Below are 22860 nucleotides of genomic sequence, written 5' to 3'. Positions count from 1 at the left end.
AGCAAGACACCAGAGATGATTGCGCAAGAACTTTGGGGCGTGCTGCTGGGCTACAACCTGCTGCGCTATCAGATGGTTCAGATGTCGAGGCAGTGCCCAGGTGTTTATCCCTGCGAAATGAGTTTTACCGCCTGCAGCTGGGCAATCTTGGGCTTGCTGCATGGCACATCACTGAATCATCCCGGCAACCTGCCAGGATTTCTGGCGGACTTGCAGGCATCAGCAGCGCAGTATGTCCTACCTCATCGGCGACCTGATCGTTGGTTCCCCAGAGCAGTGAAGCAACGACCAGCAAAATACCCGACCCGAAAATGAAAATGCCAGTCAGCTTAACTGACTGGCATTACCCCTCGGGGTGCTTTTTTTATGCCTGTCGCTTACTGCCCGGCTTCGCTGAGGATCAGCTTGCCATTCTTGTCCAGCGGAATGGTCGAACCCGGCTCGCGGTCCATCTTCACCTTGCCCACCTGATCACCAATGGAATAGGTCACGTTGTAACCTACCACCTTCTCACTGATGTCGTTGACCGTGTTGCAGCGGGTTTGCGTGGTGGTGTAGGTATCACGCTGCTGCATGCCTTCCTGCACCTTGTTACCGGCATAACCACCACCGACCGCACCGGCCACGGTAGCGATCTTCTTGCCGGTACCGCCGCCGATCTGGTTACCCAGCAGGCCACCGGCAATGGCACCGACCACTGTACCGGCGATCTGGTGCTGGTCCTTGACCGGCGCCTGGCGCGTGACGGCGACGTCCTTGCAGACCTCGCGCGGGGTCTTGACCTGTTGCTTGATCGGTTGCACGTCGGTGACCTGGGCGTACTCAGGCCCCTTGTTCACCAAGCTGTAGGTGGCAACAGCACCTCCGGCAGTAACACCGACAGCACCCAGCACAGCGCCTACGAGCATTGATTTGTTCACATGAACCTCCTGTTGTACCTGCAGGGGCTAACCTGCTTTCTCCCAGCCTTGGAGCAAAAAAAAAGGCGTGAGTTCAACACTCACGCCTTTTTCATCGCCGAACGGCGTAGGACTAGTCCTTAAGGACGGTCATCCACACCTTCGTTTTTCGCAGGTGGAATCAGGTCTTCGCTGCTCAGGTTCAGCCAGATCAGTACCACGTTGGCGATGTAGATCGACGAGTAGGTACCGGCCAGGACACCAATGAACAGTGCCAGCGAGAAGCCGAACAGGTTGTCGCCACCGAAGAACAGCAGTGCGGCAATCGCCAGCAAGGTCGAAACCGAGGTGGCGATGGTGCGCAGCAGGGTCTGGGTGGTCGAAATGTTGATGTTCTCGATCAGCGAGGCCTTGCGCAGCACGCGGAAGTTCTCACGCACCCGGTCGAACACGACGATGGTGTCGTTCAGCGAGTAACCGATGATCGCCAGCACCGCCGCCAGCACCGTCAGGTCGAAGGTGATCTGGAAGAACGACAGGATACCCAGGGTCACCACCACGTCGTGGATCAGCGAGACGATCGCGCCCACGGCGAACTTCCACTGGAAGCGGAAGGCCAGGTAGATGAGGATGCCGCCCAGTGCCAGGAGCATGCCGAGGCCGCCCTGGTCGCGCAGCTCTTCACCCACCTGCGGGCCGACGAACTCGACGCGCTTGAGGGTGGCCGGGTTGTCGCCGCCTGCCTTCTGCAGGGCCGCGCCAACCTTGGCACCCAGCTGTGGGTCATCGCCCGGCATGCGCACCAGCAGGTCGGTGGTGGCGCCGAAGCTCTGCACCACCGCCTCGTGGAAGCCGGACGCTTGCAGCTCGGCACGTACCGCCTTGAGGTCGGCCGGCCGCTCGTAGGTCAGCTCGATCAGTGTGCCGCCCGTGAAGTCGAGGCCGAAGTTCAGGCCCTTGTGGAACCAGCTGAACAGCGCCAGGACCGTCAGGAGCATGGTGGCGGCGAACGCAATCTTGCGCACGCCCATGAAATTGATGGTTTTCATCGCAGCTCCCTCAAACCCACAGCTTCTTGATGTCACGCCCGCCGCAGGTCAGGTTGACCAGTGCACGGGTCACCATGACGGCGGTGAACATCGAGGTGAAAATCCCCAGGGACATGGTCACCGCGAAGCCCTTGACCGGGCCGGTGCCCATGGCGAACAGGATGCCGCCGACCAGCAGGGTGGTCAGGTTGGCGTCGACGATTGCCGAGTAGGCGCGGTTGAAACCTTCGTGAATCGCGCGCTGCACCGACATGCCGGCGGCAATCTCTTCGCGGATACGCGAGAAGATCAGCACGTTGGCGTCTACCGCCATACCCATGGTCAACACGATACCGGCAATACCCGGAAGGGTCAGCGTGGCGCCCAGCAGCGACATCAGCGCCAGCAGCAGCACCATGTTGCCCGCTAGGGCGATGGTGGCGAGCACACCGAAGCCGCGGTAGATGGCGATGATGAACAGCGAGACGAACAGCATGCCCCACAGCGACGCATCGATACCCTTGGTGATGTTGTCGGCACCCAGGCTCGGGCCAATGGTACGTTCTTCGGCGAAGTACATCGGCGCAGCCAGACCACCGGCACGCAGCAGCAGGGCCAGTTCCGACGATTCACCCTGGCCGTTCAGGCCGGTGATGCGGAACTGGCTGCCCAGTGGCGACTGGATGGTCGCCAGGCTGATGATCTTCTTCTCTTCCTGGAAGCTCTGTACGGCAACGTCCTTCTCGACGCCGTCGACAGTCTGCTTGACGTAGCGGGTGACCGGCTTCTGCTCGATGAAGATCACCGCCATGCTGCGACCAACGTTGCTGCGGGTCGCACGGCTCATCAGCTCGCCACCGTGACCATCCAGGCGGATGTTCACCTGCGGGCGGCCGTGCTCGTCGAAGCTGGCCTGGGCATCGGTGACCTGGTCACCGGTGATGATCAGGCCACGCTCGACAGCAGCCGAACGGTTGCCTTCACGAAACTCGAAGACCTCGGTAGTGGCCTTGGAAGCGCCCGGCTCGGCACCGAAGCGGAACTCCAGGTTGGCGGTCTTGCCGAGGATACGCTTGGCTTCGGCAGTGTCCTGCACGCCCGGCAGCTCGACCACGATGCGGTTGGCGCCCTGGCGCTGTACCAGCGGCTCGGCCACGCCCAGCTCGTTCACACGGTTGCGAACGGTGGTCAGGTTCTGCTTGATCGAGTATTCGCGGATCTCGGCGACTTTCGCCTGGGTCAGCGCCAGACGCAGCACGGCGAGCTCGTTGCGCTCGGTGGTGGTCAGGTCGAAATCATTGAAATTCTTGCGGATCAGGGCACGTGCCTGTTCGCGGGTAGCATCGTCAGCGAAGCCCAGCATTACACCGCCATCCTGCTGCGGCAGGCTGCGGTAGCGGATGCGCTCTTTGCGCAGCAAGGTCTTGACCTCGCCTTCGTAGACTTTCATGCGGGCGCTCATGGCCTTGTCCATGTCCACTTCCAGCAGGAAGTGCACACCACCGGACAGGTCCAGGCCCAGCTTCATCGGGCTTGCACCCAGGTTGCGCAGCCATTGCGGAGTAGTCTGGGCCAGGTTCAGGGCCACGACGTAATCATCGCCCAGTGCCTTGCGCACGACATCCTTGGCTGGCAGTTGAGCTTCCTGGTTGGTCAGGCGAATCAGCCCACTGCCCTTCTCACCCAGGCTCGCGCCCTTGACGGTGATACCAGCATCGACCAGCGCCTTGCTGACACGGTCGAGGTCGGCCTGGTTGACCTGCAGCGCCGAACTGGCACCGCTGATCTGCACCGCCGGATCATCCGGGTAGAGGTTGGGAGCGGAATAAATGAAACCGATCGCCAGTACCACCAGGATCAGTGCGTATTTCCACAGAGGGTATTTGTTCAGCATCACGCCGCCCGTTCAAGACGCGGGGCGCTTTGCGCGCCCCGACTGGAAAAATGAAACCGGTAACTCAGATAGCCTTGAGCGTACCTTTTGGCAGGGTGGCCGCGATGGCACCCTTCTGGAACTTCAGTTCGACGGTGTCGGAAACTTCCAGGACCACGAAGTCATCGGAAACCTTGACGATCTTGCCGGCGATGCCGCCGTTGGTGACAACTTCGTCACCTTTCTGCAAGTTGCTCAGCAGGTTCTTCTGCTCTTTGGCGCGCTTGGACTGCGGGCGCCAGATCATCAGGTAGAAGATGACCAGGAAACCGACCAGGAAAATCCACTCGAAACCGGTACCGGCTGGGCCAGCGGCGGGTGCTGCAGCGTCCGCGTATGCGGCGGGGATCAAGAAGCTCATTGGGCACTCCTAATGTAATTTTCTAATAATGGATGCGAACAGTCAGTCCAAAGGCGGCACAGGCAGCCCGCGTTTGGCGTAGAAGGCGTCGACAAAGGCGGCCAATTTACCCTGTTGAATAGCCTCGCGTAAACCGGCCATCAAGCGCTGGTAATGGCGCAAGTTGTGGATGGTATTCAGCATGCTGCTCAGCATTTCGCCGCACTTGTCCAGATGGTGCAGATAAGCGCGGGAGAAGTTGGTGCAGGTGTAGCAGTCACAGGTCGGATCCAGCGGCGAATCATCGTGGCGATGGAACGCGTTGCGGATCTTGATCACCCCTGTATCGACGAACAGGTGGCCGTTGCGCGCGTTGCGCGTGGGCATCACGCAGTCGAACATGTCGACGCCGCGGCGCACACCCTCAACCAGATCTTCCGGTTTGCCTACCCCCATAAGGTAACGAGGTTTGTCAGCCGGCATCTGGTCCGGCAGGTAGTCGAGCACCTTGATCATTTCGTGCTTCGGTTCGCCGACCGACAGACCGCCGATGGCCAGGCCGTCGAAGTCGATATTGACCAGCGCTTCCAGCGAGCGCATGCGCAGGTCCTGGTACATGCCACCCTGGACGATACCGAACAGCGCTGCGCTGCTGTCACCGTGGGCATTCTTCGAGCGCTGGGCCCAGCGCAGCGACAGCTCCATGGAGGTGCGCGCCACGTCGTGCTCGGCCGGGTACGGCGTGCACTCGTCGAAGATCATCACGATGTCCGAACCCAGGTCGCGCTGCACCTGCATGGATTCTTCCGGGCCCATGAACACCTTGGAGCCATCGACAGGCGAGGCGAAGGTGACACCCTCCTCCTTGATCTTGCGCATGGCGCCCAGGCTGAACACCTGGAAACCACCGGAATCGGTGAGGATAGGGCCTTTCCACTGCATGAAGTCATGCAGGCCATTGTGCTTCTTGATCACCTCGGTACCTGGGCGCAGCCACAGGTGGAAGGTGTTGCCGAGGATGATCTCGGCGCCGATGGCCTCGATGTCACGCGGCAGCATGCCCTTGACCGTGCCATAGGTGCCCACCGGCATGAACGCCGGGGTCTCGACCGTGCCACGGGGGAAGGTCAGCCGGCCGCGACGGGCCTTGCCGTCGGTGGCCAGCAGTTCGAACGACATTCGACAGGTGCGACTCATGCTTGATCCTCTGGGCCGCGTGGCGCCGGATTGCGGGTGATGAACATGGCATCACCGTAACTGAAGAAGCGGTAACCGTTGTCGACCGCCGCCGCATAGGCAGCCATGGTCTCGGGGTAACCGGCGAATGCCGAGACCAGCATCAGCAGCGTGGACTCCGGCAGGTGGAAGTTGGTGACCAGGCAATCGACCACATGGAACGGCCGGCCCGGGTAGATGAAGATGTCGGTGTCACCGCTGAAGGCCTTGAGCACACCATCACGCGCCGCACTCTCCAGCGAGCGCACGCTGGTGGTACCGACTGCGATCACCCGCCCGCCACGGGCGCGGCAGGCCTCGATGGCATCGACCACATCCTGGCTCACTTCGAGCCATTCCTTGTGCATGTGGTGGTCTTCGATCTTGTCGACCCGCACCGGCTGGAAGGTGCCGGCACCCACGTGCAGGGTGACGAAGGCGCGCTCGACGCCCTTGGCGGCGATCTTTTCCAGCAGCGCTTCGTCGAAGTGCAGGCCCGCAGTCGGCGCAGCAACCGCACCGGCGCGTTCGGCGTACACGGTCTGGTAACGCTCACGGTCGGCGCCTTCATCGGGGCGGTCGATGTACGGCGGCAACGGCATGTGGCCGACGCGATCGAGCAGCGGCAGCACCTCTTCGGTGAAGCACAGTTCGAACAGCGTGTCGTGGCGGGCGACCATCTCGGCCTCGCCACCGCCATCGATGAGGATCACTGCCCCCTCTTTCGGCGCCTTGCTGGCACGCACATGGGCCAGCACGCGGTGGCTGTCGAGCACACGCTCGACCAGCACTTCCAGCTTGCCACCGGAGGCTTTCTGGCCAAACAGCCGCGCCGGAATCACCCGGGTGTTGTTGAACACCATCAGGTCGCCCGGCCGCAGATAGTCGAGCAGATCGGGGAATTGCTGGTGCGCCAACGCCCCGCTCGGCCCATCGAGGACCAGCAGACGGCTGCCATGGCGCTCGGCCAGTGGGTGGCGGGCGATCAGGGAATCGGGGAGTTCGAAAGAAAAATCGGCGACGCGCATGATGATGTTCGGGTTCGACAGGGCCGGGAAGTTTAGCCCAATGCGTGAAAATTGACCATGAAAGCCGATTGACCGGCTTGAGCGACCTCTCTATACTGCGGCGCCTAAGCCCTGATGGCGGAATTGGTAGACGCGGCGGATTCAAAATCCGTTTTCGAAAGGAGTGGGAGTTCGAGTCTCCCTCGGGGCACCAAGATCCAGAAAAAACCGACCTTTTGGTCGGTTTTTTTGTGCCTGCAGTTTTCCACCTTTTCTGGACTGCAAGGTCCTGTAAGAGGTACTGACTTGCTCAACTCACGAAAGCTGGCGCACTCCATGTGGGAGCGGGTTCACCCGCGAACACGGGCGAAGCCCGTGCCATCCGACGCATCGTCTGAGTTGCAGGAAAGCCCGCTCGGGGCGGGCTTCGGTTGGCTTTGGGTGTGGCAGGTTGTTTGGCTGGGGAGCACGGTGTAAAACGCTAATCCTCACTGGCAGGGAATCGCCAATGGCAATCAAGTTCTTTCCAGGTACCACGACTCTACTGGCCGCCCTGCTGATATCAGGGTGCGTGAAACAGCATGCTAAGTGGCACGAAGTGCCACTGACCCCTTCCTTCCCGTTTCCCTACGTCTCGCTGACTGCTCACCCAGAACCCAGGCCCGGAAACCAGTTGACTCCCAACCCGTCTCTTGGCATCTCGCCAATCGCGCCATCTGGGCCTACGTCGTCATACAGCGGCACCAGCTACTCTCGATCATCTGGCGGCAGTTCCGGATTTGGCGGTGGCGGCTCATACCTGAGTCGCGGGGCACGGGTGACGCTCGCCATTACACTGTTGCTTCTGATCTTCGTGGCGCCCTGGCTGTGGTTCCTCTATCCATCTTGGAAGCGTGTAAGAAAGTCCAATAGACCGGCTACCCCTGCCGCCCCGCCACCGCAAGCTCCGCAAATTCCTTCGCGTGAAACCTGGGAGGCCCTGGGCCTATGCCCCGATTGCGGTAACCGCATGGTTCCCCGAGTAGCCAAGCGCGGTAGGCACAAGGGAAAATCGTTCTATGGATGCTCCAAGTTCCCCAGGTGTACGGGTATACGGCAAACGATTCCAGATCAGTTGCCGGCGGCGGCTTCAAAATCTGGAGCCCTAGACGGCACGCTGTTACCTGACTCCCACCAGTAGCTCTGAACGAACTCGCGTTGAGCACGGCGCTGGACATCGTGCAGATGCACTGGCAGGAACTCCGGAGATTTCCGCATCACTCAGGGTGCCGCTCTCCGGCGTGCTCTACCACTGCGGCTCTGGTACTGATGGGCTTGTGCGCCAAGTAATAGGCGAAGGACTCCACAACTGCGGTGCCCTCTTCGGGAAGCCGAACAAACCGGCTTCCCCCTGACTGGGTCATATGGCAGCTTACGTCTCGCTCAGCTTCAGCAGGGACGACCAGCATCAATCCAAGCCTTCACCTGCTTCATGCTCAACCTGTAACGGGCGCAGTTGTGCAACGCCAGAATATCCAGTTCGCCGCGTAGCAGTGGCGCAAATTGCACTTTCTCTTCTTCAGGCAGTTCCAACCCAGCCACCACCTGATCCGCAGTCAAGCCCTCACGCACGACTGCATTGATTGCTTCGTTCAGCAGCTCTCTATAGCGCAGACGAACAGGGTCCGGCACCCCCATGGCTTCGAGCATCACGCCATATTTGCTGATCGAGCGGCGATAGACCCAAACAAACAGATCCGCGGCCATGGACATGTCCCGCTGCTCGTAAACCCCCATCATTGCCAGCGCATAATCTTCTGGGTTCACATCCAGGAATGACAAGGGCGAGCAGTTGTAGAGCATCAACGGGATGTTCGCTGCCAACCGGCTCGTGCGTTTGTTTCCATCCTCGAACGGTTGCAGGTAGGCGAGGTTTATCCACAGGAAGAATGCGGCTTCGATCGGGTTCTTGATTTGCTTCGCCTTGTACAATATTTGCTCGAACATCTCCTCCAGCAGCGAAGGCACCTGGGTCGGGAAATAAGTGGTGCCACTGATGTTCACCACAGTCTGGCGAATACTGCCCAAGGCAGCGCCATCTGCCAGTAGATCCTGCATCAGCAGGGCATGCAGGTTGCTGATAACCGCCGGATTGAGCCCGTATTCAGGCACCGCATCGACCATGAACTCGATGGCAGCCTTGTGATTGAGCAGCATGACCGCATCCAGATCACCGTCGGTTACACCGCTTTTGAAAAGCCTTTCAGTGTCGAGCAGCGTGTAGCGGTTGCCTTCCAGACGCGACGAAGACCAGGAAAGATCTATCAGCAAAGGCTCCAGCACCTTGCGCGCATAAGTGCCCGCCGGCTGCTGCCCTCTCATTCTTCCCTCCAGTTCAAGCGCGGCGGCCAGACTCGGGGGCAGCCACGTCGTCTGATTCGGTTGATAGCTGTCTACCAGATCACGCCTATATGTGACCACTTCGCGCATTGCCAATGGCCGAAGCAGCGATGCACGAAGTGCGCGGCTTTCCGATGACCAGGGCAGGTCGGCGATGGTGCTCGGTGCTTTCTCACTGTCGCTCGCACGAGGTGCAGCAGATTTCAGTCGATAGTGCGTTGTACGCCCATCTTTTTCACGCTCAACCTCGCCTGCCTCCAGCAACACCTCCAGGTGGCGTTTGACAGTTGACCAGCTCGCATCCAGGCACTCGGCCAGCTCCCGGGAACTGAGCGCTTGATTACCCTGCAAAGCGGTCAGGATCTTGTTTGGCAAAGTCATGACATCTCCGGATATAGCTAATGCAGCTCAATATAGCTCAATATAGCTCAATGCAGCTCAATCTAGCTCAACCCAGCTCAATCTAGCTCAACCCAGCTCAACCCAGCTCAACCCAGCTCAATCGAGCTCAACCCAGCTCATTAATCCTGACAAGCCCGCCTTTTGACGCCACCCCAACGACCACGTGCTCTCCAGGCATCCATCGAATCTATTGGCCGCCAGCCGAGTGATGGCCATAAGCTGTCACTCGTCGGTTATATGCAAAAAGTATTGATGCCGTAATATCACTTGGCCATAGTTGCGCCCCTTATTCATTACCACTTGTGTGCCCCATGAACAAAACCGCGCCCTGTCTGGCAGCAATGATGCTGCTGAGTGGGTGCAATGGAATGCCAACCGCATACGTTTCAGACCCCGTCTACGACCAGGCTTTTGTCGTCACTTCCGGTGCTCCCCTCCCGATGCTGCTGATGGCCAGCGCCATCCAGTGGAACGAAGACTACGCCGTCACTGCCAAGCACACCCCGTTCCTGCGCAACGTAGTGCATGAGGGCCTGGGAGACGTGGTGTTTTTCAAGCACAAGGCCAGCAAAGTTCCGCAATGGCGGCAGTTCGTGCCGGGTGAGTCGGTGACTGCAGTGGGTTTCAACAGCTTCATGATGCCGGTACAAGGCAAGGGTCGTACGCTCGACTCGCTGGTGCGCCTCGAAGGTACCCCGGGCAGTGTTTTCTACTCGATACATGATGGCCCTATCACCAAAGGCATGTCCGGGGGCCCGGTGTTCGCCGACGACGGCAAAGTGGTCGGGATGAACGTCGCCTTTATCGCCAAGGAAGGGATCGATGCCCGCAACCGCCCGGACCTGGCCGACAAGGCACGGGTCAGCGTGTTCATGTCGTACAGCGAAATCGACAAGGAATGGCGGCGCTTCCAGTACCTGGCGCACAAAGGCAAGCCGCACGGCGCGCCTGCTGCGGTCAAGGGTTATGTGGCAGTGGCGAGCAAGCCTTGATCAACACTTGAAGTCAGGCGGATTCCGCCGACATTGAGGAGCGGCAGGCTCAGGATGGCAAGCGGGTAGCGTTGGTGCAGATGAAACAGCAACTGGGCTGATCACGGCATTTCGCGCCCGGGCTCTATCGATGTGAAGTCGCGCCCGGGCAAGCTCGGCAGAGTCGCCATCAATCATCACCTGCATCAGGTACTCCTCGATTGCCTCTTCGCAATCCAAGAGGTTTGCCATGTCGAACGGAATCAGATTTGGCGTCATCAGAGCCCCTGCATAAATGCGCGAAACGAAGAAGCATCGACAATGTCAGTTCTCTTTTCGACACCCTAGTCAGCGGCATCCGAAAGCTGTGTAGTCCGCTTCGCGCTTTTTTTAAAAACACGTCCAGTAACACCCCTGGACGAACAGCACCGAACCATACCCGCCCCTCGACGTCCCATCCTGCATCCCCGGCTTTTCGAGGCAGCTCGTGTGAAAGACGTCATCGCCCGCAAGTACCGCCTGATCGTCAAGACGTTCGGCTACATCGGCTGGTCGCTGTTCTGGCTGCTGCTCTGGGACGTGCTGGTCACCATCGACTTCATGCTGTTCTTCAACAGCAAGTTCACCCTGCCGCTGATCCCGCTGACCTTGCTGGGTTCGGCGCTGGTGGTGCTGGTGAGCTTTCGCAACAGCAGCGCCTACAACCGCTGGTGGGAAGCGCGGACCTTGTGGGGGGCGCTGGTGAACGGTTCGCGCAGCTTCGCCCGGCAGACGCTGACGCTGATCGATGACACCGAGGATGGACCGAACCCGGTCAAGGCGACCTTGCTGCGTCGGCACATCGCCTATGTGAACTGCCTGGCGGCGCACCTGAAGGGTGAGGCCTGCCCGGACGAGCTGATGGCATTCATCCCGCCGGGGGAGTTCGAGCGGCGTAACCGATCGAACAACTTTGCCAACGATATCCTCAGCGGTTCGGCGGCGTTGCTGGCACGGGAATACCAGGCCGGGCGGCTGGACAGCATTCGCCTGGCGCGGCTGGAGTCGACGCTGGTGGACCTGTCCAACGCCCAGGGCGGCATGGAGCGGATCGCCAATACGCCGCTGCCCTACCCGTACGTGTACTTCCCGCGGCTGTTCATCACCCTGTTCTGCCTGATCGTGCCGGTGGGGCTGGTGGAATCGCTGGGCTGGTTCACGCCGCTGGCGTCGACCGTGGTCGGGTTCATGCTGCTGGCGATCGAGCGGATCGGGACGGATCTGCAGAGTCCGTTTCGCTTCAGTGAGCATCAGATCCAGATGGATACGATTTGCGAGACCATCGAGCGGAATCTGGAATCGATGCAGCGGGAAGCGCAGTGTGGGGAGTTGGTGCAGTAGGGGGCTGCTTTGCAGCCCTTTCCGACCGGTCCGGCGCCCCGGCAAGGCCGCTCCTACAGAAGATCGCGTTACCTGTAGGAGCGGCCTTGTGCCGCGAAAGGGCCGCGAAGCGGCCCCGGCTATCTGTCAGGCGCGCACATACCGCTGGCGCAGCAGATCACTGAAGGCATCTACCAGCAGCACCAGCAGCAACATCGCCATGATCACCGTGCTGGCCTGGGCCTCCTGGAACAGGCTCAGGGTGGTATAGAGCATCTGCCCCAGCCCCCCTGCCCCGACAAACCCCAGCACACTGGCCATGCGAATGTTGTTCTCCCAGCGGTACAGGCTGTAAGCGAGCAACTGCGGCCACAGGTTCGGCAAGGTCCCGAAACAGAACGCCGCCACCTGACCACTACCCTGCAAGCGAATCGCCGCGGCAGGCTCTGCCGGCGCATTTTCCAGCGCCTCGGCGAACAGGCGCCCCAACACCCCGGACGTGTGCAGCGCCAAGGCCAAGGTACCGGCATTGGGCCCCAGGCCCGCCGCCAGCACCGTCAAGGCAGCCCACACCAACTCCGGAATGGCCCGCAAGGCATTGAGCAGCAACCGCGCCAGCGATTGCAGCGGCCAACCGAAGCGCCCCGCCGTCGGCAAGGCCAGCAGCATGCCGAGGACCATCGCCAGCAAGGTGCCCAGCCCGGACATGGCCAGGGTCTCCATGGCACCCCGCCCTACCGCCTGCAGATGCTCGCCGGACAAGTCCGGATGCAGGAAGCGAGCTGCATACTCGCCCATCTGCCCCAACCCGCCGTCACCCACCAAGGCATGCAGGTCCAGTTGCAGATAACCGAACGACGCCACCACTGCCGCGACAATGGCAACGATCACCAGCAGGTTGATCACCCGGTTCATGCCAGCCTCCCGCGCAGGAAGCGGCTGAGCAGGTCGGCCAGCAGCACCAGGCCGAGGAACGCCAGCAGCATGCTCGCCACTTCGCCCCCGGCGAACATGCGCATCGACAGGTCGATCTGCTGCCCCAGCCCACCGGCACCGACAAAGCCCATCACCACCGAGGCGCGCACAGCACATTCCCAGCGGTAGACGGTGTAGGACACCACTTCCGCCGACGCACTGGGCAGGATGCCGTAGAAGAACGCCGCCAATCGGCCGCTGCCGGCCTGCAGCAAGGCATGCGCCGGGCGCTGGTCGACCGATTCGAAGATTTCCGCGTAGACCTTGCCGAGCATGCCGCTGTAGGTAATGGCGATGGCCAGCACCCCGGCCGTCGGCCCCAGGCCCACGGCGCGCACGAACAGCAGCGCCCAGACGATCTCCGGCACGCTACGCAGAAAAATCAGCAAGCCGCGCACAGGCAGGCGCAACAAGCGCGACCACGGCCCGGCCCGGCCTCCCCGGGAGGCGGCGCGCAGTGACAGTGCACGGCTGGCCAGCAGGCTGGTCGGGACCGCCAGCAACAGCGCCAGGGCCATGCCGGCTGTTGCCACGGCCAACGTCTGCAAGGTGGATTCGTACAGCAACGTGAGGAATTCGGCACTGTGCGCCGGCGGCCAGAAGGCGCTGGTGAAGCTGGCGATCTGCTGCCGGTTCTCCGCCTGCAGCAAGACGCCCGGGTTCAGTTCGCTCAATTGCAGCCCTGGCCACAGCACGGCCAGCGCCAGCAAGGTCAGCAACAAGCGCGGCAACGTAGCCGGGTCGCGGGCGTCGGCCTTCAGCATCGTGGAATCTGCACGGTCAGGGTCGGCCCCTGGGCTTGCGCGGGCGAGCCCAGTTGCTCATTGGCGTACAGCGCATCCAGCAATTGCTCGGTCACCGCCTCGGCCGGGCAGTCGAACACCACCTGCCCTTCACGAATACCAATCACCCGCGGAAAGTGCGCCAGCGCCAGGTCCACCGCATGCAGGCTGGCCACCAGGGTCACGCCATTGGCCATGGCATGGCGATTGAGCAGCGCCAGGCTGTGATCGGCCAGCACCGGGTCCATGGCCGACACCGGCTCGTCGGTCAGCAGCACTTCCGGGCGCTGATACAACGCCCGAGCAATGCCGACCCGCTGCAACTGCCCGCCGGACAACTGCCCGCACTGGACAAACAGCTTGTCGGCCAGGCCCAACTCGGCCAAGGCCTGACGCGCCCCCGGCACATCGGTCGGATACACCAGGTTGAGCAGGCCACGCAGCAGGCCCCACTGCCCCAGGCGCCCCGCCAGCACCGCCGTCACCACACGCTGGCGCGGCGGCAGCGGCGGTGCCTGGTGCACCAGGCCAATCCGTGCACGCAGGCGCTGACGCGCCCCGGCAGACAGCGCCCAGGGCTGTTCACCGAACAGTTCCAGGTGCCCGCTGCTGGGCTGCACGGCGGTGGCCATCAGGTGCAGCAGGCTGGACTTGCCGGCCCCCGAGGGGCCGATGATCGCCACCCGCTCACCCTTGGCGATGCTCAGGCTGACAGCATCGAGCGCGCGGACCTGGCCGTGGCGCAGGCCGGCGCCGTGTACATGAATAGTCACTTGAGCAGGCCGGCCTCACGTGCGGCTTGCTCGGTGCCCTCGTAGTTTTCAGGCTTGGTCTCGATGAAGCGGCTGGCCGCCTGCAGGTCGAGGATCGCCTTGTGCTCCGGGTTGGCCGGGTCGAGGTCGAGGAAGGCCTTCTTGATTTTCTCTTTCAGCGCCGGGTCCATGTTGCCGCGCACGGTCCAGTTGTAGTCGTAGTAGGTCGGCGTGGTGGCGAACACCTTGACCTTGCTGGTATCGACCTTGCCGGCATCGACCAGCTTCTGCCAGACGCTGGCATTGAGCACGCCGCCATCGACCTTGCCCGCCTGCACCCAGGCCACGGTGGCGTCGTGGGCACCGGAATAGGCCACGCGGCTGAAGTAGCTCTCAGGCTTGATGTTGTCTTCCTTGAGCATGAAGTAGCGCGGCATCAGGCTGCCCGAAGTGGACGAGATCGAACCGAAGGCGAACGACTTGCCCTTGAGGTCGGCCAGGCTCTTCACGGCCGGGTTGGCAGTGATGAACTTGGAGGTGAACTGGGCGTCCTGTTCACGCTGCACCAGCGGCGTGGCGGTCGGGTCTTTCAGGTGCACCTGGACGAAGGTGAAACCACCCAGCCAAGCCATGTCCAGGCGGTTGCTGGCCAGCGACTCGACCACCGCCGGGTAGTCGGCGACCGGAACGAACTTCACGTCCATGCCCAGTTGCTTGGACAGGTACTTGCCCAGTGGCTCGAACTTGCGCAGCAGTTCGGTCGGCGCTTCGTCGGGGATGGCACTGACCCGCAAGGTGTCGGCAGCCTGGGCGACTACGGCACAGCAGGACAGCACGAGGCCGGCGGCGAGCGCCAGGGGGCGTTTGAGCATGGGAGTTCTCCGGTTCAATAGCGGGGAAAGTGCCGGCAACGCGCCGACCGTGGGAATTATAAGAGTCGCAGGCGCAAAGGCCAGCTTTGCTACAATCGCGCAACAAATTGATCCCCCGAGGTGCACATGAGCGAGCCGATTCGCCTGACCCAGTACAGCCACGGTGCCGGCTGTGGCTGCAAGATCTCCCCCAAGGTGCTGGATGTGATCCTCGCCGAAAGCGGCGCCCAGGCCCTGGACCCGAAGTTGTGGGTCGGCAATGCCTCGCGCGACGACGCCGCCGTTTATGCCCTTGATGACGAGCGCGGGGTGGTCTCGACCACCGACTTCTTCATGCCGATCGTCGATGACCCGTACGACTTCGGGCGCATCGCCGCCACCAACGCGATCAGCGACATCTACGCCATGGGCGGCGACCCGCTGATGGCCATCGCCATCCTCGGCTGGCCAGTCAACGTGCTGCCACCGGAAGTCGCCCGCGAAGTGATCCGCGGCGGCCGCGCCGTGTGCGCCGAAGCCGGCATCCCGCTGGCTGGCGGCCACTCCATCGACGCCCCCGAGCCGATCTTCGGCCTGGCGGTCACCGGCGTGGTCAGCAAACGCCACCTCAAACGCAATGACACCGCCACCGCCGGCTGCCGCCTGTACCTGACCAAGCCCCTCGGCATCGGCATCCTCACCACCGCCGAGAAGAAGGCCAAGCTGCGCGAGCAGGATCAGGGCCTGGCTCGCGACTGGATGTGCACGCTGAATACTCCGGGCAGCCGCTTCGGCAAGCTCGATGGGGTCAAGGCGATGACCGACGTCACCGGCTTCGGCCTGCTCGGCCACCTGGTGGAACTGGCCGAAGGCAGCGGCCTCACAGCGCAACTGCACTACGCCGCCGTGCCGCGCCTGCCAAGCGTCGACCATTACCTGGCCGAAGGCTGCATTCCTGGCGGCACACTGCGCAACTACGACAGTTACGGGCACAAACTCGGCGCGCTGACCGACGAGCAGAAGCACCTGCTGTGCGACCCGCAGACCAGCGGCGGCCTGCTGGTTGCAGTGACCCCTGAAGGCGAAGCCGAGTTCCTGGCAGTGGCAGCCGAACTGGGCCTGAACCTGTCGCCAATCGGCCTGCTGGTCGAGCGACAGAGCCATGCGGTCGAGGTGAACTGATGCGCCCCGACTGCACCGACTTCCGCCAACTGTTCCTCGACGACGCGCCGATGATGGACATGCGCGCGCCGATCGAATTCGTCAAAGGTGCCTTCCCCGGCACCGTCAACCTGCCGCTGATGACCGACCAGGAGCGGCAGAAGGTCGGCACCTGCTACAAGCAGCAGGGCCAGGCCGCTGCCATCACCCTCGGCCACCAGCTGGTCAGCGGCGCGACCAAGCGCGAGCGCCTGCATGCCTGGGCCAGCTTCGCCAAGGCCCACCCTGATGGCTACCTGTACTGCGCCCGCGGCGGCCTGCGCTCGCTGATCGTGCAGCAGTGGCTGCGCGACGAGGCCGGCATCGACTACCCGCGCATCAAGGGCGGCTACAAGGCCATGCGTACCTTCCTGCTGGAGACCACCCAGCAGGCCGTCGAGCAATGCGACTTCGTGCTGGTCGGCGGCCTCACCGGCACCGGCAAGACTGACGTGCTGCACCAGCTGAACAACGTGCTCGACCTTGAAGGCCATGCCAACCATCGCGGCTCCAGCTTCGGCAAGCGCGCCACCGGCCAGCCGGCGCAGATCGACTTCGAAAACAAACTGGCCGTCGACGTGCTGAAGAAGCGCGCCCGAGGCGTTGAACAGTTCGTGCTGGAAGATGAAGGCCGCATCGTCGGCAGCTGCTCTGTGCCGTTGGAGCTGTACCAAGGCATGCAGCACTACCCGATGGTGTGGCTGGAGGACAGTTTCGAGAATCGCGTGGAGCGCATCCTGCGCGATTACGTGATCAACCTGTGCGCCGAGTTCGTTGACGTGCATGGCGAGGAAGACGGCCGCCTGAAGTTCGCCGGGCGGATGACGCAAAGCATGAGCAACATCCACAAGCGTCTTGGCGGAGAGCGCTTCCAGCGCTTGTCTGCGATCTTGAATGAGGCGCTGGACGAGCAACTGCGCAGTGGCGCGGTGGACCTGCACCGGGGCTGGATCGAAGGGTTGCTCAAGGAATACTACGACCCGATGTACGCCTACCAGCGCGAAGCCAAGGCCGAGCGGATCGAGTTTGCCGGGGATGGCGTGGAAGTGCGCGAGTACCTCAAGGCCCGCGCCCAACGTTGATCGAGGCGCGCCCCTCCTGCGGGAGCCAGCCTCAGGCAAGGTCACTGCCCGGGGCTGAGCACCCGCTCCAGCTCCGCCGCCCGCTCGCGGGTCATGTCCAGCACACACATGCCCCCTTCCAGCTGCGCCAGGGTCCCGCCACTGGCCAGCACGTGGAACTTGCAGTTGGCGTCGCGATAGGCGATCCACTGTCGCTGCACATCGCGCAGGCTCTTCTGCGGGCCGGCATCTAGCTTGGTCGTGAGCTGTTTGTAGACCCGGTTCAGGCGCTGGTCCTGAAGCTGGGTCTCTGCCTGGATGCAACTGCTCATGGCCACCGTGCTGGAGGCTTTGTCCATGCACTGGCTGTAGGCCGGCGAGTTGTCATCGGCCAGCGCCACCGGCGCAACGAAGGCCAGTAGCATCAGATATCGCTTGTTCATCGCAAATCCCTTCATAGCGTTTGTACCGGCTCTGGCGGCATCAGCACCTTGCCCGGCTCGAATTGCAGCGCTGGCATCTGGGTCGCCGCGTAGGCGGTCACTGCCAGCGCTGCGATCAGGGCGACATCCAGCCAGTTCCAGCCCGGCACATCGTCACTGCTGCGCGCGGTCAAGCACTGCCAGGCCTGGCCCAGACAAAACATGGCGATCGCTGCCAGCCACAGGTAGAAGCCCGCGCCGAAACCGGTGCGGTGTGTGAATTCATAGCTGATGTTGTCCGGCAGGCGTTCGATACCAAAACTGCTGGCCGCCAGGTACAACGCCCCCAGCCCAAGCAGCAGCGCCAGCCGACGAAAGCGTCGATGGCAAAGGATGGCCACCGCCAGCAGCGGGTTGGCGAACCACTGGAACATGCCGAAGGGGATACCCCAAGGGCCGTACAGGAACATCTGCAGCGCCGGCATGTGCCGGCCGGCGCTCATCAGGGCGCCGTCGAAGGCCAGGCTGAGCAGGTACAGGGCAAGGCTCAGGGTCAGGTAGAAGGCCGGTAAGCGGGCGCCCAGGGTCATGCGACTGGCGGCTCCAGCAGCAGGCCGTAGATGCCAGAGTCGGTCAGCTCACCCGCCACGCACCAACGCGCCCGCAGCGTGCCTTCGAGGACGAAGCCCTGGCGTTCGAGGGTGCGGGCCGAGCCCTGGTTGCGTGGGTCGATCTCGCCTTCAAGGCGGCGCATGTGCAGGGTATGGGCGATGTAGTCGATGAAGCAGGTCAGCGCTTCGTCCATGTAGCCTCTGCCCTGCACGGCGCTGGCCAGGCAGTAGCCGATCTCGCCGCGGCGTGAGACATCATCGATGTTGAACAGCTGGACCATGCCGATCAGTTCGCCATTGTCGCGGCGGTACATGCCCAGCTTGAGCTGGTCGCCATTGGCGTAGGCTTCGCGGTCGGCGGCCAGGGCGCTTTCGGCTTCGGCCAGGTCTTGCCAGGGTGCATGGTGCCAGTAACGCATGACCTCGGGATCGGCCATGATCGTCAGCCATTGCTCAGCGTCGGCATGGCGCATCGGCCGCAGCTGCAGGCGCGGGCTGTCGAGGCAGAGGTCAGTCGGGAAACTGCGGGGTGGGGTCACGCCGGATCTCCTGTCCATTGCTGGGGAGATGACAGTTTAACGTCATGTGACCGGTTCGAGCATCCCGGGGCTCTGTAGGAGCGGCCTCGTGTCGCGAAAGGGCCGCAAAGCGGCCCCAGGGAATTCGCGCGGTTGCACAACTTACTGGGGCCGCTTCGCAGCCCTTTCGCGACACAAGGCCGCTCCTACAACGCCCGCACAGACTCGAGGGTTATCAGGCCACCTCGGCCCCATCATCCGGCCAGTGCGGCTCGTTGGCACCGGGCGGCGTCAAGGGCGGCAGCCCATAGGCTGCCCGCGCATCGTCACAGCTGGGGTTATGCACCCCACCCTCCCATGACGCCTCGAACTCGCGGCATGGGCTGGAACGGTTGGCGTAGATGGTGCACGCCACCTCGGTACCGATTTCGCCCTGCAGGCTCACGCAACGGCAAGGCTTGGCGTCGGTGCCGATCATGGCAACGCGGGTGGGGTTGATCTGTACCACCAGGTCATCCGGCACAAGGCCGCCGGCAGACTGGCATTCGCCCCAGAAGAAGGACACACGGAAGTACCCGCAGCAGGCGCCGCAGTCAAGGCAAGGGTTGTATTCGGACATGATGGCACGGAAGGAGGGTTGTTGTTATCGGGGCTGGGCCCGCGCGCCATTTGTAATCGAAGCCGAGTCGGCTGAGAAGAGGGGCAATGCAAAAATAGTTCGCCGTTGATCCGGCAGGCCCGAGCCCGCCGAAACGGGCCCGGGTAACGCGTTACTTCTGGGTCAGGCCATCGGCCCGGAACATCTGGCGGATACCGCGAATCGCCTGGCGAATGCGGTCCTGGTTCTCGATCAGGGCAAAGCGCACATGGTCGTCGCCGTAGTCACCAAAACCGATGCCCGGCGACACGCAGACCTTGGCTTCGGCCAGCAGCTTCTTGGAGAACTCCAGCGAACCCAGGTGCGCATACTGCTCGGGGATCTTCGCCCACACGTACATCGACGCCTTGGGGTTCTCGACCATCCAGCCCAGTTCGTGCAGGCCCTTGACCAGCAGGTTGCGGCGCTGGCGGTATTGCTCGGCGATGTCGCGCACGCATTGCTGGTCACCTTCCAGGGCGGCAATGGCAGCCACCTGCAGCGGGGTGAAGGTGCCGTAGTCGTGGTAGCTCTTGATCCGCGCCAGGGCACTGACCAGCTCAGGGTTGCCGACCATGAAGCCGATCCGCCAGCCGGCCATGTTGTAGCTCTTGGACAGGGTGAAGAACTCCACCGCGATGTCCTTGGCGCCCGGCACCTGCATGATCGACGGGGCCTTCCAGCCGTCGTAGACGATGTCGGCGTAGGCCAGGTCGTGCACCACCAGCACGTCGTACTGCTTGGCCAGGGCCACCACACGCTCGAAGAAGTCCAGCTCCACGCACTGAGCGGTGGGGTTGGACGGGAAGCCGAGGATCATCATCTTCGGCTTGGGGATCGATTCGCGGATCGCCCGCTCCAGCTCGTTGAAGAAGTCTACCCCTGGCACCAGTGGCACCGAACGCACCTGGGCACCGGCGATCACGGCACCGTAGATGTGGATCGGGTAGCTCGGGTTAGGCACCAGCACGGTGTCGCCGTGGTCGAGGGTGCCGAGCATCAGGTGCGCCAGGCCCTCTTTCGAGCCGATGGTGACGATGGCTTCGCTTTCCGGGTCGATGTCGACCTCGTAGCGCTCCTTGTACCAGTTGGAGATGGCCCGGCGCAGGCGCGGGATGCCGCGGGAGGTGGAGTAACCATGGGTGTCATCACGCTGGGCGACCTGCACCAGCTTTTCGACAATGTGCGGCGGGGTCGCGCCATCGGGGTTGCCCATGCTCAGGTCGATGATGTCCTCGCCACGGCGGCGGGCAGCCATCTTGAGTTCTGCAGTGATGTTGAAGACGTAAGGGGGGAGACGATCGATGCGCGCGAAGCGGCGCGGCGAACCTGGATTGGCCATGGTTTCCTCTGGAGACGTAAGCGCCCGGAACCGTCCGAGCGACGCTGGCCGCTGCGGCGGCCTGGATCAGAAGATAGTCCCGAAACAGGATTCCTGTAAAGGACAATATCCTGTTTTTCTAGAACTTTTCAGATGTATTTTTTGAAAATCAAAGATTTATGTTTACAGCTCAGGCCTCTTCGCGGGCACGCCCGCTCCCACAGGGGCCAGCGCCGTACCTGTGGGAGCGGGCGTGCCCGCGAAGAAGCCAACGCAAAAATCACAGGCATAAAAAACCCGGCGCAGTGGCCGGGTTCTTTAGTGAAGCACTCGCCTCGATCAGCGCGCGTAGGTCATCAGCACATCTGCAGCTGTCTGGCTGTCCACACCCATCATCACGCTCAGGGCAGTGACGGTGAGGATGGAGAAGCCGAACACCTTGCGGGCCCACTTGCTGTCGTCTTCAGCCTTGTAGCCACCCCAGGCCATGTACAGCCAGTACAGGCCCATGGCTGCTGCCACGGCCAGGTAGCCGAGGCCGGCGTAACCGCCGAGGGTGAGCATCAAGGTAGCGAGCAGGAAGGCCAGCACGTACAGCACGATCTGCTTCTTCGCTGCGAGGACACCACGAGCCACCGGCAGGACCGGAATGTTGGCAGCGCTGTAATCCTTGAAGCGGAAGATCGCGATGGCAAAGCTGTGCGGCATCTGCCACAGGCTGAACATCACCAGCAGGGTCACTGCAGCCAGGTCGAAGCTGTTGCTCACGGCGCAGTAGCCGATCACCGGAGGCATGGCACCGGACAGGCTGCCGACCAAGGTGCCGTGCACCGATTTGCGCTTCAGCCAGAGGCTGTAGAAACCGACGTAGACGATGAAGCCGATCAGCGCACAGAACGCCGACAGCGGGTTGGCCTGGACATACAGCAGGCTGAAGCCCGCCACCCCGAGCAGGGTGGCGTAGACCAGCGCGAGGGTCAGCGACATGCCGCCCTGAACCATGACGCGGTTCTTGGTGCGCTCCATCTTGTGGTCGATGTCACGGTCGATGCAGTTGTTGAACACGCATCCGGACGCCACCACCAGCGAAGTACCGATCACCACCGCCAGGAACAGGGCGAAGTCCACATGGCCCTTCGAGGCAAGGAAGAAACCGCCTGCCACGGAAAGCACGTTACCGAAAATGATCCCCGGTTTGGTGATTTGGATAAAGTGCTTAACGGACATGCAGTCTTACCTCACTTGGCCATCATTTCGAAGTGGATGCTGAACATGATCCACAGCGACAGGCCGACCAGCAGAGCGATTACCAAGGTGGTGAACAGGAACGTCGACACGTTGGAACGCTGCTCTTTCGAGCGGTCCATGTGCAGGAAGTACACGAGGTGTACCACTACCTGAATCACGGCCATGGCCACGATGATCAGAACGGTCAGGTTCTTCGGCAGGCTTGGCGACATGGCCAGGCCGAACGGGATCGCGGTCAGGATGATCGACAGGATGAAGCCGATCATGTACGACTTGACGCTGCCGTGGTTACCTTCGTGATGAGTGTCGTGTGCGTTAGCCATTACAGAACTCCCAGCAGGTAGACGACGGTGAATACGCAGATCCAGACCACGTCCAGGAAGTGCCAGAACAGGCTCAGGCAGCTCATGCGGGTCTTGGCGGTCGGCGTGATGCCGTGCTTGTTGATCTGGTACATCATGATTGCCATCCAGATCAGGCCGGCGGTCACGTGCAGACCGTGGGTACCTACCAGGGCGAAGAAGCCCGACAGGAAGCCACTGCGGGTCGGGCCGAAGCCCTCGCCGATCAGGTGATGGAACTCATAGATTTCCATCGCGATGAAGCCTGCACCGAACAGGAAGGTCACAGCCAACCAGCCCAGTACGCCCGCTTTCTTGCCGTCGAACATCTTCAGCATGGCGAAGCCGAAGGTGATCGAGGACAGCAGCAGGAACAGCGTTTCAACAGCTACGAAGTCGAGCTGGAAGATGTCGTGACCCGACGGGCCGCCGGCAAAACTGCCGGACAGCACCGCGTAGGTGGCGAAGAGCGACGCAAACAGGATGCAGTCGGTCATCAGGTACAGCCAGAAACCGAGGACGGTCATCTGGCCCGAGTCGTGGTGGTGGTCATCGTGAGCATGGTCATGACCATGCGCGCCACCGTGGATTACTTGACTGGACATTGA

25 protein-coding genes, 1 tRNA gene and 1 pseudogene are annotated in these 22860 nt (G+C 62.2%); 7 read left to right on the top strand and 20 right to left on the bottom strand.

Annotation, left to right across the window (positions count from 1 at the left end; genetic code table 11):
* Window positions 1–315: pseudogene (locus N430_RS20185) on the top strand (IS4 family transposase); the annotation flags it as partial.
* Window positions 316–377: 62 nt separating this feature from the next.
* Here N430_RS20185 and N430_RS20180 read toward each other — a convergent pair.
* The 6 genes from N430_RS20180 to queA all read right to left on the bottom strand — a co-directional run bounded on the left by N430_RS20180 (window position 378) and on the right by queA (window position 6443).
* Entirely contained in the window at window positions 378–920 is a 543-nt protein-coding gene (locus N430_RS20180) for a glycine zipper 2TM domain-containing protein (RefSeq protein ID WP_054887558.1), read from the bottom strand.
* 119 nt (window positions 921–1039) lie between these two features.
* Window positions 1040–1948, bottom strand: a complete 909-nt coding sequence (secF, locus tag N430_RS20175) for a protein translocase subunit SecF (protein WP_110638501.1) — start codon at window positions 1946–1948, stop codon at window positions 1040–1042.
* A 10-nt stretch (window positions 1949–1958) separates the two neighbouring features.
* A complete protein-coding gene (gene secD / locus N430_RS20170) occupies window positions 1959–3821 on the bottom strand; it encodes a protein translocase subunit SecD (RefSeq protein WP_103445628.1) in 1863 nt (620 codons plus the stop codon).
* A 64-nt stretch (window positions 3822–3885) separates the two neighbouring features.
* Window positions 3886–4221, bottom strand: a complete 336-nt coding sequence (gene yajC, locus N430_RS20165) for a preprotein translocase subunit YajC (RefSeq protein WP_027920288.1) — start codon at window positions 4219–4221, stop codon at window positions 3886–3888.
* A 42-nt stretch (window positions 4222–4263) separates the two neighbouring features.
* Entirely contained in the window at window positions 4264–5379 is a 1116-nt protein-coding gene (tgt, locus tag N430_RS20160) for a tRNA guanosine(34) transglycosylase Tgt (protein ID WP_165837370.1), read from the bottom strand.
* Between the two features lie 14 nt (window positions 5380–5393).
* Entirely contained in the window at window positions 5394–6443 is a 1050-nt protein-coding gene (gene queA / locus N430_RS20155; protein WP_110638499.1) for a tRNA preQ1(34) S-adenosylmethionine ribosyltransferase-isomerase QueA, read from the bottom strand.
* Window positions 6444–6551: 108 nt separating this feature from the next.
* Between queA and N430_RS20150 the strand changes: the two genes are divergently transcribed.
* Window positions 6552–6636 (top strand) — tRNA-Leu (locus N430_RS20150).
* A 294-nt stretch (window positions 6637–6930) separates the two neighbouring features.
* A complete protein-coding gene (locus tag N430_RS20145; protein WP_110638498.1) occupies window positions 6931–7602 on the top strand; it encodes a topoisomerase DNA-binding C4 zinc finger domain-containing protein in 672 nt (223 codons plus the stop codon).
* A 248-nt stretch (window positions 7603–7850) separates the two neighbouring features.
* On the opposite strand, the gene N430_RS20140 is transcribed toward N430_RS20145, so the two are convergent.
* Window positions 7851–9182 (bottom strand): Fic family protein, encoded by a 1332-nt coding sequence (locus N430_RS20140; RefSeq protein ID WP_110638497.1) that lies wholly within the window; start codon window positions 9180–9182, stop codon window positions 7851–7853.
* A 365-nt stretch (window positions 9183–9547) separates the two neighbouring features.
* Between N430_RS20140 and N430_RS20135 the strand changes: the two genes are divergently transcribed.
* Entirely contained in the window at window positions 9548–10195 is a 648-nt protein-coding gene (locus N430_RS20135; RefSeq protein WP_110638506.1) for a trypsin-like peptidase domain-containing protein, read from the top strand.
* Here the strand turns inward: N430_RS20135 and N430_RS29325 are convergent, their stop codons facing one another.
* On the bottom strand, window positions 10196–10453 hold the full coding sequence (locus N430_RS29325) for a transcriptional regulator (protein ID WP_133248866.1): 258 nt from the start codon (window positions 10451–10453) through the stop codon (window positions 10196–10198).
* Between the two features lie 210 nt (window positions 10454–10663).
* Here N430_RS29325 and N430_RS20130 point away from each other — a divergent pair, with 210 nt between their 5' ends.
* A complete protein-coding gene (locus tag N430_RS20130) occupies window positions 10664–11554 on the top strand; it encodes a bestrophin family protein (RefSeq protein WP_110638496.1) in 891 nt (296 codons plus the stop codon).
* 126 nt (window positions 11555–11680) lie between these two features.
* Here N430_RS20130 and phnE read toward each other — a convergent pair whose 3' ends face one another.
* The 4 genes from phnE to N430_RS20110 are packed head-to-tail and all read right to left on the bottom strand — an operon-like array spanning window position 11681 to window position 14914.
* Entirely contained in the window at window positions 11681–12448 is a 768-nt protein-coding gene (gene phnE, locus N430_RS20125) for a phosphonate ABC transporter, permease protein PhnE (protein ID WP_110638495.1), read from the bottom strand.
* Window positions 12445–13272, bottom strand: coding sequence for an ABC transporter permease (locus tag N430_RS20120; protein ID WP_110638494.1), 828 nt, complete (start codon window positions 13270–13272; stop codon window positions 12445–12447). The genes phnE and N430_RS20120 overlap by 4 nt, the downstream gene beginning before the upstream one ends.
* Entirely contained in the window at window positions 13266–14063 is a 798-nt protein-coding gene (locus N430_RS20115) for a phosphonate ABC transporter ATP-binding protein (protein WP_110638493.1), read from the bottom strand. Before N430_RS20115 ends, N430_RS20120 begins: the two co-directional genes overlap by 7 nt.
* On the bottom strand, window positions 14060–14914 hold the full coding sequence (locus N430_RS20110; RefSeq protein ID WP_110638492.1) for a putative selenate ABC transporter substrate-binding protein: 855 nt from the start codon (window positions 14912–14914) through the stop codon (window positions 14060–14062). The genes N430_RS20115 and N430_RS20110 overlap by 4 nt, the downstream gene beginning before the upstream one ends.
* 126 nt (window positions 14915–15040) lie before the next feature.
* Here N430_RS20110 and selD point away from each other — a divergent pair, with 126 nt between their 5' ends.
* Entirely contained in the window at window positions 15041–16075 is a 1035-nt protein-coding gene (selD, locus tag N430_RS20105; RefSeq protein WP_110638491.1) for a selenide, water dikinase SelD, read from the top strand.
* Entirely contained in the window at window positions 16075–17175 is a 1101-nt protein-coding gene (mnmH, locus tag N430_RS20100) for a tRNA 2-selenouridine(34) synthase MnmH (RefSeq protein WP_110638490.1), read from the top strand. Before selD ends, mnmH begins: the two co-directional genes overlap by 1 nt.
* 41 nt (window positions 17176–17216) lie before the next feature.
* On the opposite strand, the gene N430_RS20095 is transcribed toward mnmH, so the two are convergent.
* From N430_RS20095 to cyoC, 8 genes are all read right to left on the bottom strand, one after another.
* Entirely contained in the window at window positions 17217–17597 is a 381-nt protein-coding gene (locus tag N430_RS20095) for a lysozyme inhibitor LprI family protein (RefSeq protein ID WP_110638489.1), read from the bottom strand.
* 11 nt (window positions 17598–17608) lie between these two features.
* Window positions 17609–18166, bottom strand: a complete 558-nt coding sequence (locus N430_RS20090; protein ID WP_110638488.1) for a hypothetical protein — start codon at window positions 18164–18166, stop codon at window positions 17609–17611.
* Window positions 18163–18726 carry a GNAT family N-acetyltransferase gene (locus N430_RS20085; RefSeq protein WP_085673742.1) on the bottom strand — a complete coding sequence of 188 codons (564 nt, stop codon included), beginning with the start codon at window positions 18724–18726 and terminating at the stop codon, window positions 18163–18165. Before N430_RS20085 ends, N430_RS20090 begins: the two co-directional genes overlap by 4 nt.
* A 214-nt stretch (window positions 18727–18940) precedes the next feature.
* The gene (locus tag N430_RS20080) at window positions 18941–19324 is read right to left on the bottom strand and encodes a YkgJ family cysteine cluster protein (RefSeq protein ID WP_079229671.1); all 384 of its coding nucleotides are present in this window, start codon (window positions 19322–19324) and stop codon (window positions 18941–18943) included.
* Between the two features lie 151 nt (window positions 19325–19475).
* Window positions 19476–20684, bottom strand: a complete 1209-nt coding sequence (alaC, locus tag N430_RS20075; protein ID WP_103445641.1) for an alanine transaminase — start codon at window positions 20682–20684, stop codon at window positions 19476–19478.
* Window positions 20685–21002: 318 nt separating this feature from the next.
* Entirely contained in the window at window positions 21003–21890 is an 888-nt protein-coding gene (gene cyoE, locus N430_RS20070; protein ID WP_110638487.1) for a heme o synthase, read from the bottom strand.
* 11 nt (window positions 21891–21901) lie between these two features.
* Window positions 21902–22234, bottom strand: coding sequence for a cytochrome o ubiquinol oxidase subunit IV (gene cyoD / locus N430_RS20065; RefSeq protein ID WP_054887538.1), 333 nt, complete (start codon window positions 22232–22234; stop codon window positions 21902–21904).
* Entirely contained in the window at window positions 22234–22857 is a 624-nt protein-coding gene (gene cyoC / locus N430_RS20060) for a cytochrome o ubiquinol oxidase subunit III (protein ID WP_027920308.1), read from the bottom strand. The genes cyoD and cyoC overlap by 1 nt, the downstream gene beginning before the upstream one ends.
* Between the last annotated feature and the right edge of the window lie 3 nt (window positions 22858–22860).

It is taken from the genome of Pseudomonas sp. CC120222-01a (assembly GCF_003097235.1).
Taxonomy (GTDB): Bacteria; Pseudomonadota; Gammaproteobacteria; order Pseudomonadales; family Pseudomonadaceae; genus Aquipseudomonas.
This window is presented reverse-complemented; position numbering and strand designations above follow the sequence as displayed.

Bases quoted from the DNA above. Each gene is read 5' to 3' on its own strand.
- N430_RS20135 (WP_110638506.1), top strand. From the start codon at position 9,548: ATGCTGCTGAGTGGGTGCAATGGAATGCCAACCGCATACGTTTCAGAC.
- secF (WP_110638501.1), bottom strand. From the start codon at position 1,948: ATGAAAACCATCAATTTCATGGGCGTGCGCAAGATTGCGTTCGCCGCC.
- selD (WP_110638491.1), top strand. From the start codon at position 15,041: ATGAGCGAGCCGATTCGCCTGACCCAGTACAGCCACGGTGCCGGCTGT.
- N430_RS20120 (WP_110638494.1), bottom strand. From the start codon at position 13,272: ATGCTGAAGGCCGACGCCCGCGACCCGGCTACGTTGCCGCGCTTGTTG.
- queA (WP_110638499.1), bottom strand. From the start codon at position 6,443: ATGCGCGTCGCCGATTTTTCTTTCGAACTCCCCGATTCCCTGATCGCC.
- cyoD (WP_054887538.1), bottom strand. From the start codon at position 22,234: ATGGCTAACGCACACGACACTCATCACGAAGGTAACCACGGCAGCGTC.
- N430_RS20090 (WP_110638488.1), bottom strand. From the start codon at position 18,166: ATGACCCTGGGCGCCCGCTTACCGGCCTTCTACCTGACCCTGAGCCTT.
- N430_RS20145 (WP_110638498.1), top strand. From the start codon at position 6,931: ATGGCAATCAAGTTCTTTCCAGGTACCACGACTCTACTGGCCGCCCTG.
- N430_RS20110 (WP_110638492.1), bottom strand. From the start codon at position 14,914: ATGCTCAAACGCCCCCTGGCGCTCGCCGCCGGCCTCGTGCTGTCCTGC.
- yajC (WP_027920288.1), bottom strand. From the start codon at position 4,221: ATGAGCTTCTTGATCCCCGCCGCATACGCGGACGCTGCAGCACCCGCC.
- mnmH (WP_110638490.1), top strand. From the start codon at position 16,075: ATGCGCCCCGACTGCACCGACTTCCGCCAACTGTTCCTCGACGACGCG.
- phnE (WP_110638495.1), bottom strand. From the start codon at position 12,448: ATGAACCGGGTGATCAACCTGCTGGTGATCGTTGCCATTGTCGCGGCA.
- alaC (WP_103445641.1), bottom strand. From the start codon at position 20,684: ATGGCCAATCCAGGTTCGCCGCGCCGCTTCGCGCGCATCGATCGTCTC.
- N430_RS20095 (WP_110638489.1), bottom strand. From the start codon at position 17,597: ATGAACAAGCGATATCTGATGCTACTGGCCTTCGTTGCGCCGGTGGCG.
- N430_RS29325 (WP_133248866.1), bottom strand. From the start codon at position 10,453: ATGACGCCAAATCTGATTCCGTTCGACATGGCAAACCTCTTGGATTGC.
- cyoC (WP_027920308.1), bottom strand. From the start codon at position 22,857: ATGTCCAGTCAAGTAATCCACGGTGGCGCGCATGGTCATGACCATGCT.
- N430_RS20140 (WP_110638497.1), bottom strand. From the start codon at position 9,182: ATGACTTTGCCAAACAAGATCCTGACCGCTTTGCAGGGTAATCAAGCG.
- N430_RS20080 (WP_079229671.1), bottom strand. From the start codon at position 19,324: ATGTCCGAATACAACCCTTGCCTTGACTGCGGCGCCTGCTGCGGGTAC.
- cyoE (WP_110638487.1), bottom strand. From the start codon at position 21,890: ATGTCCGTTAAGCACTTTATCCAAATCACCAAACCGGGGATCATTTTC.
- secD (WP_103445628.1), bottom strand. From the start codon at position 3,821: ATGCTGAACAAATACCCTCTGTGGAAATACGCACTGATCCTGGTGGTA.
- tgt (WP_165837370.1), bottom strand. From the start codon at position 5,379: ATGTCGTTCGAACTGCTGGCCACCGACGGCAAGGCCCGTCGCGGCCGG.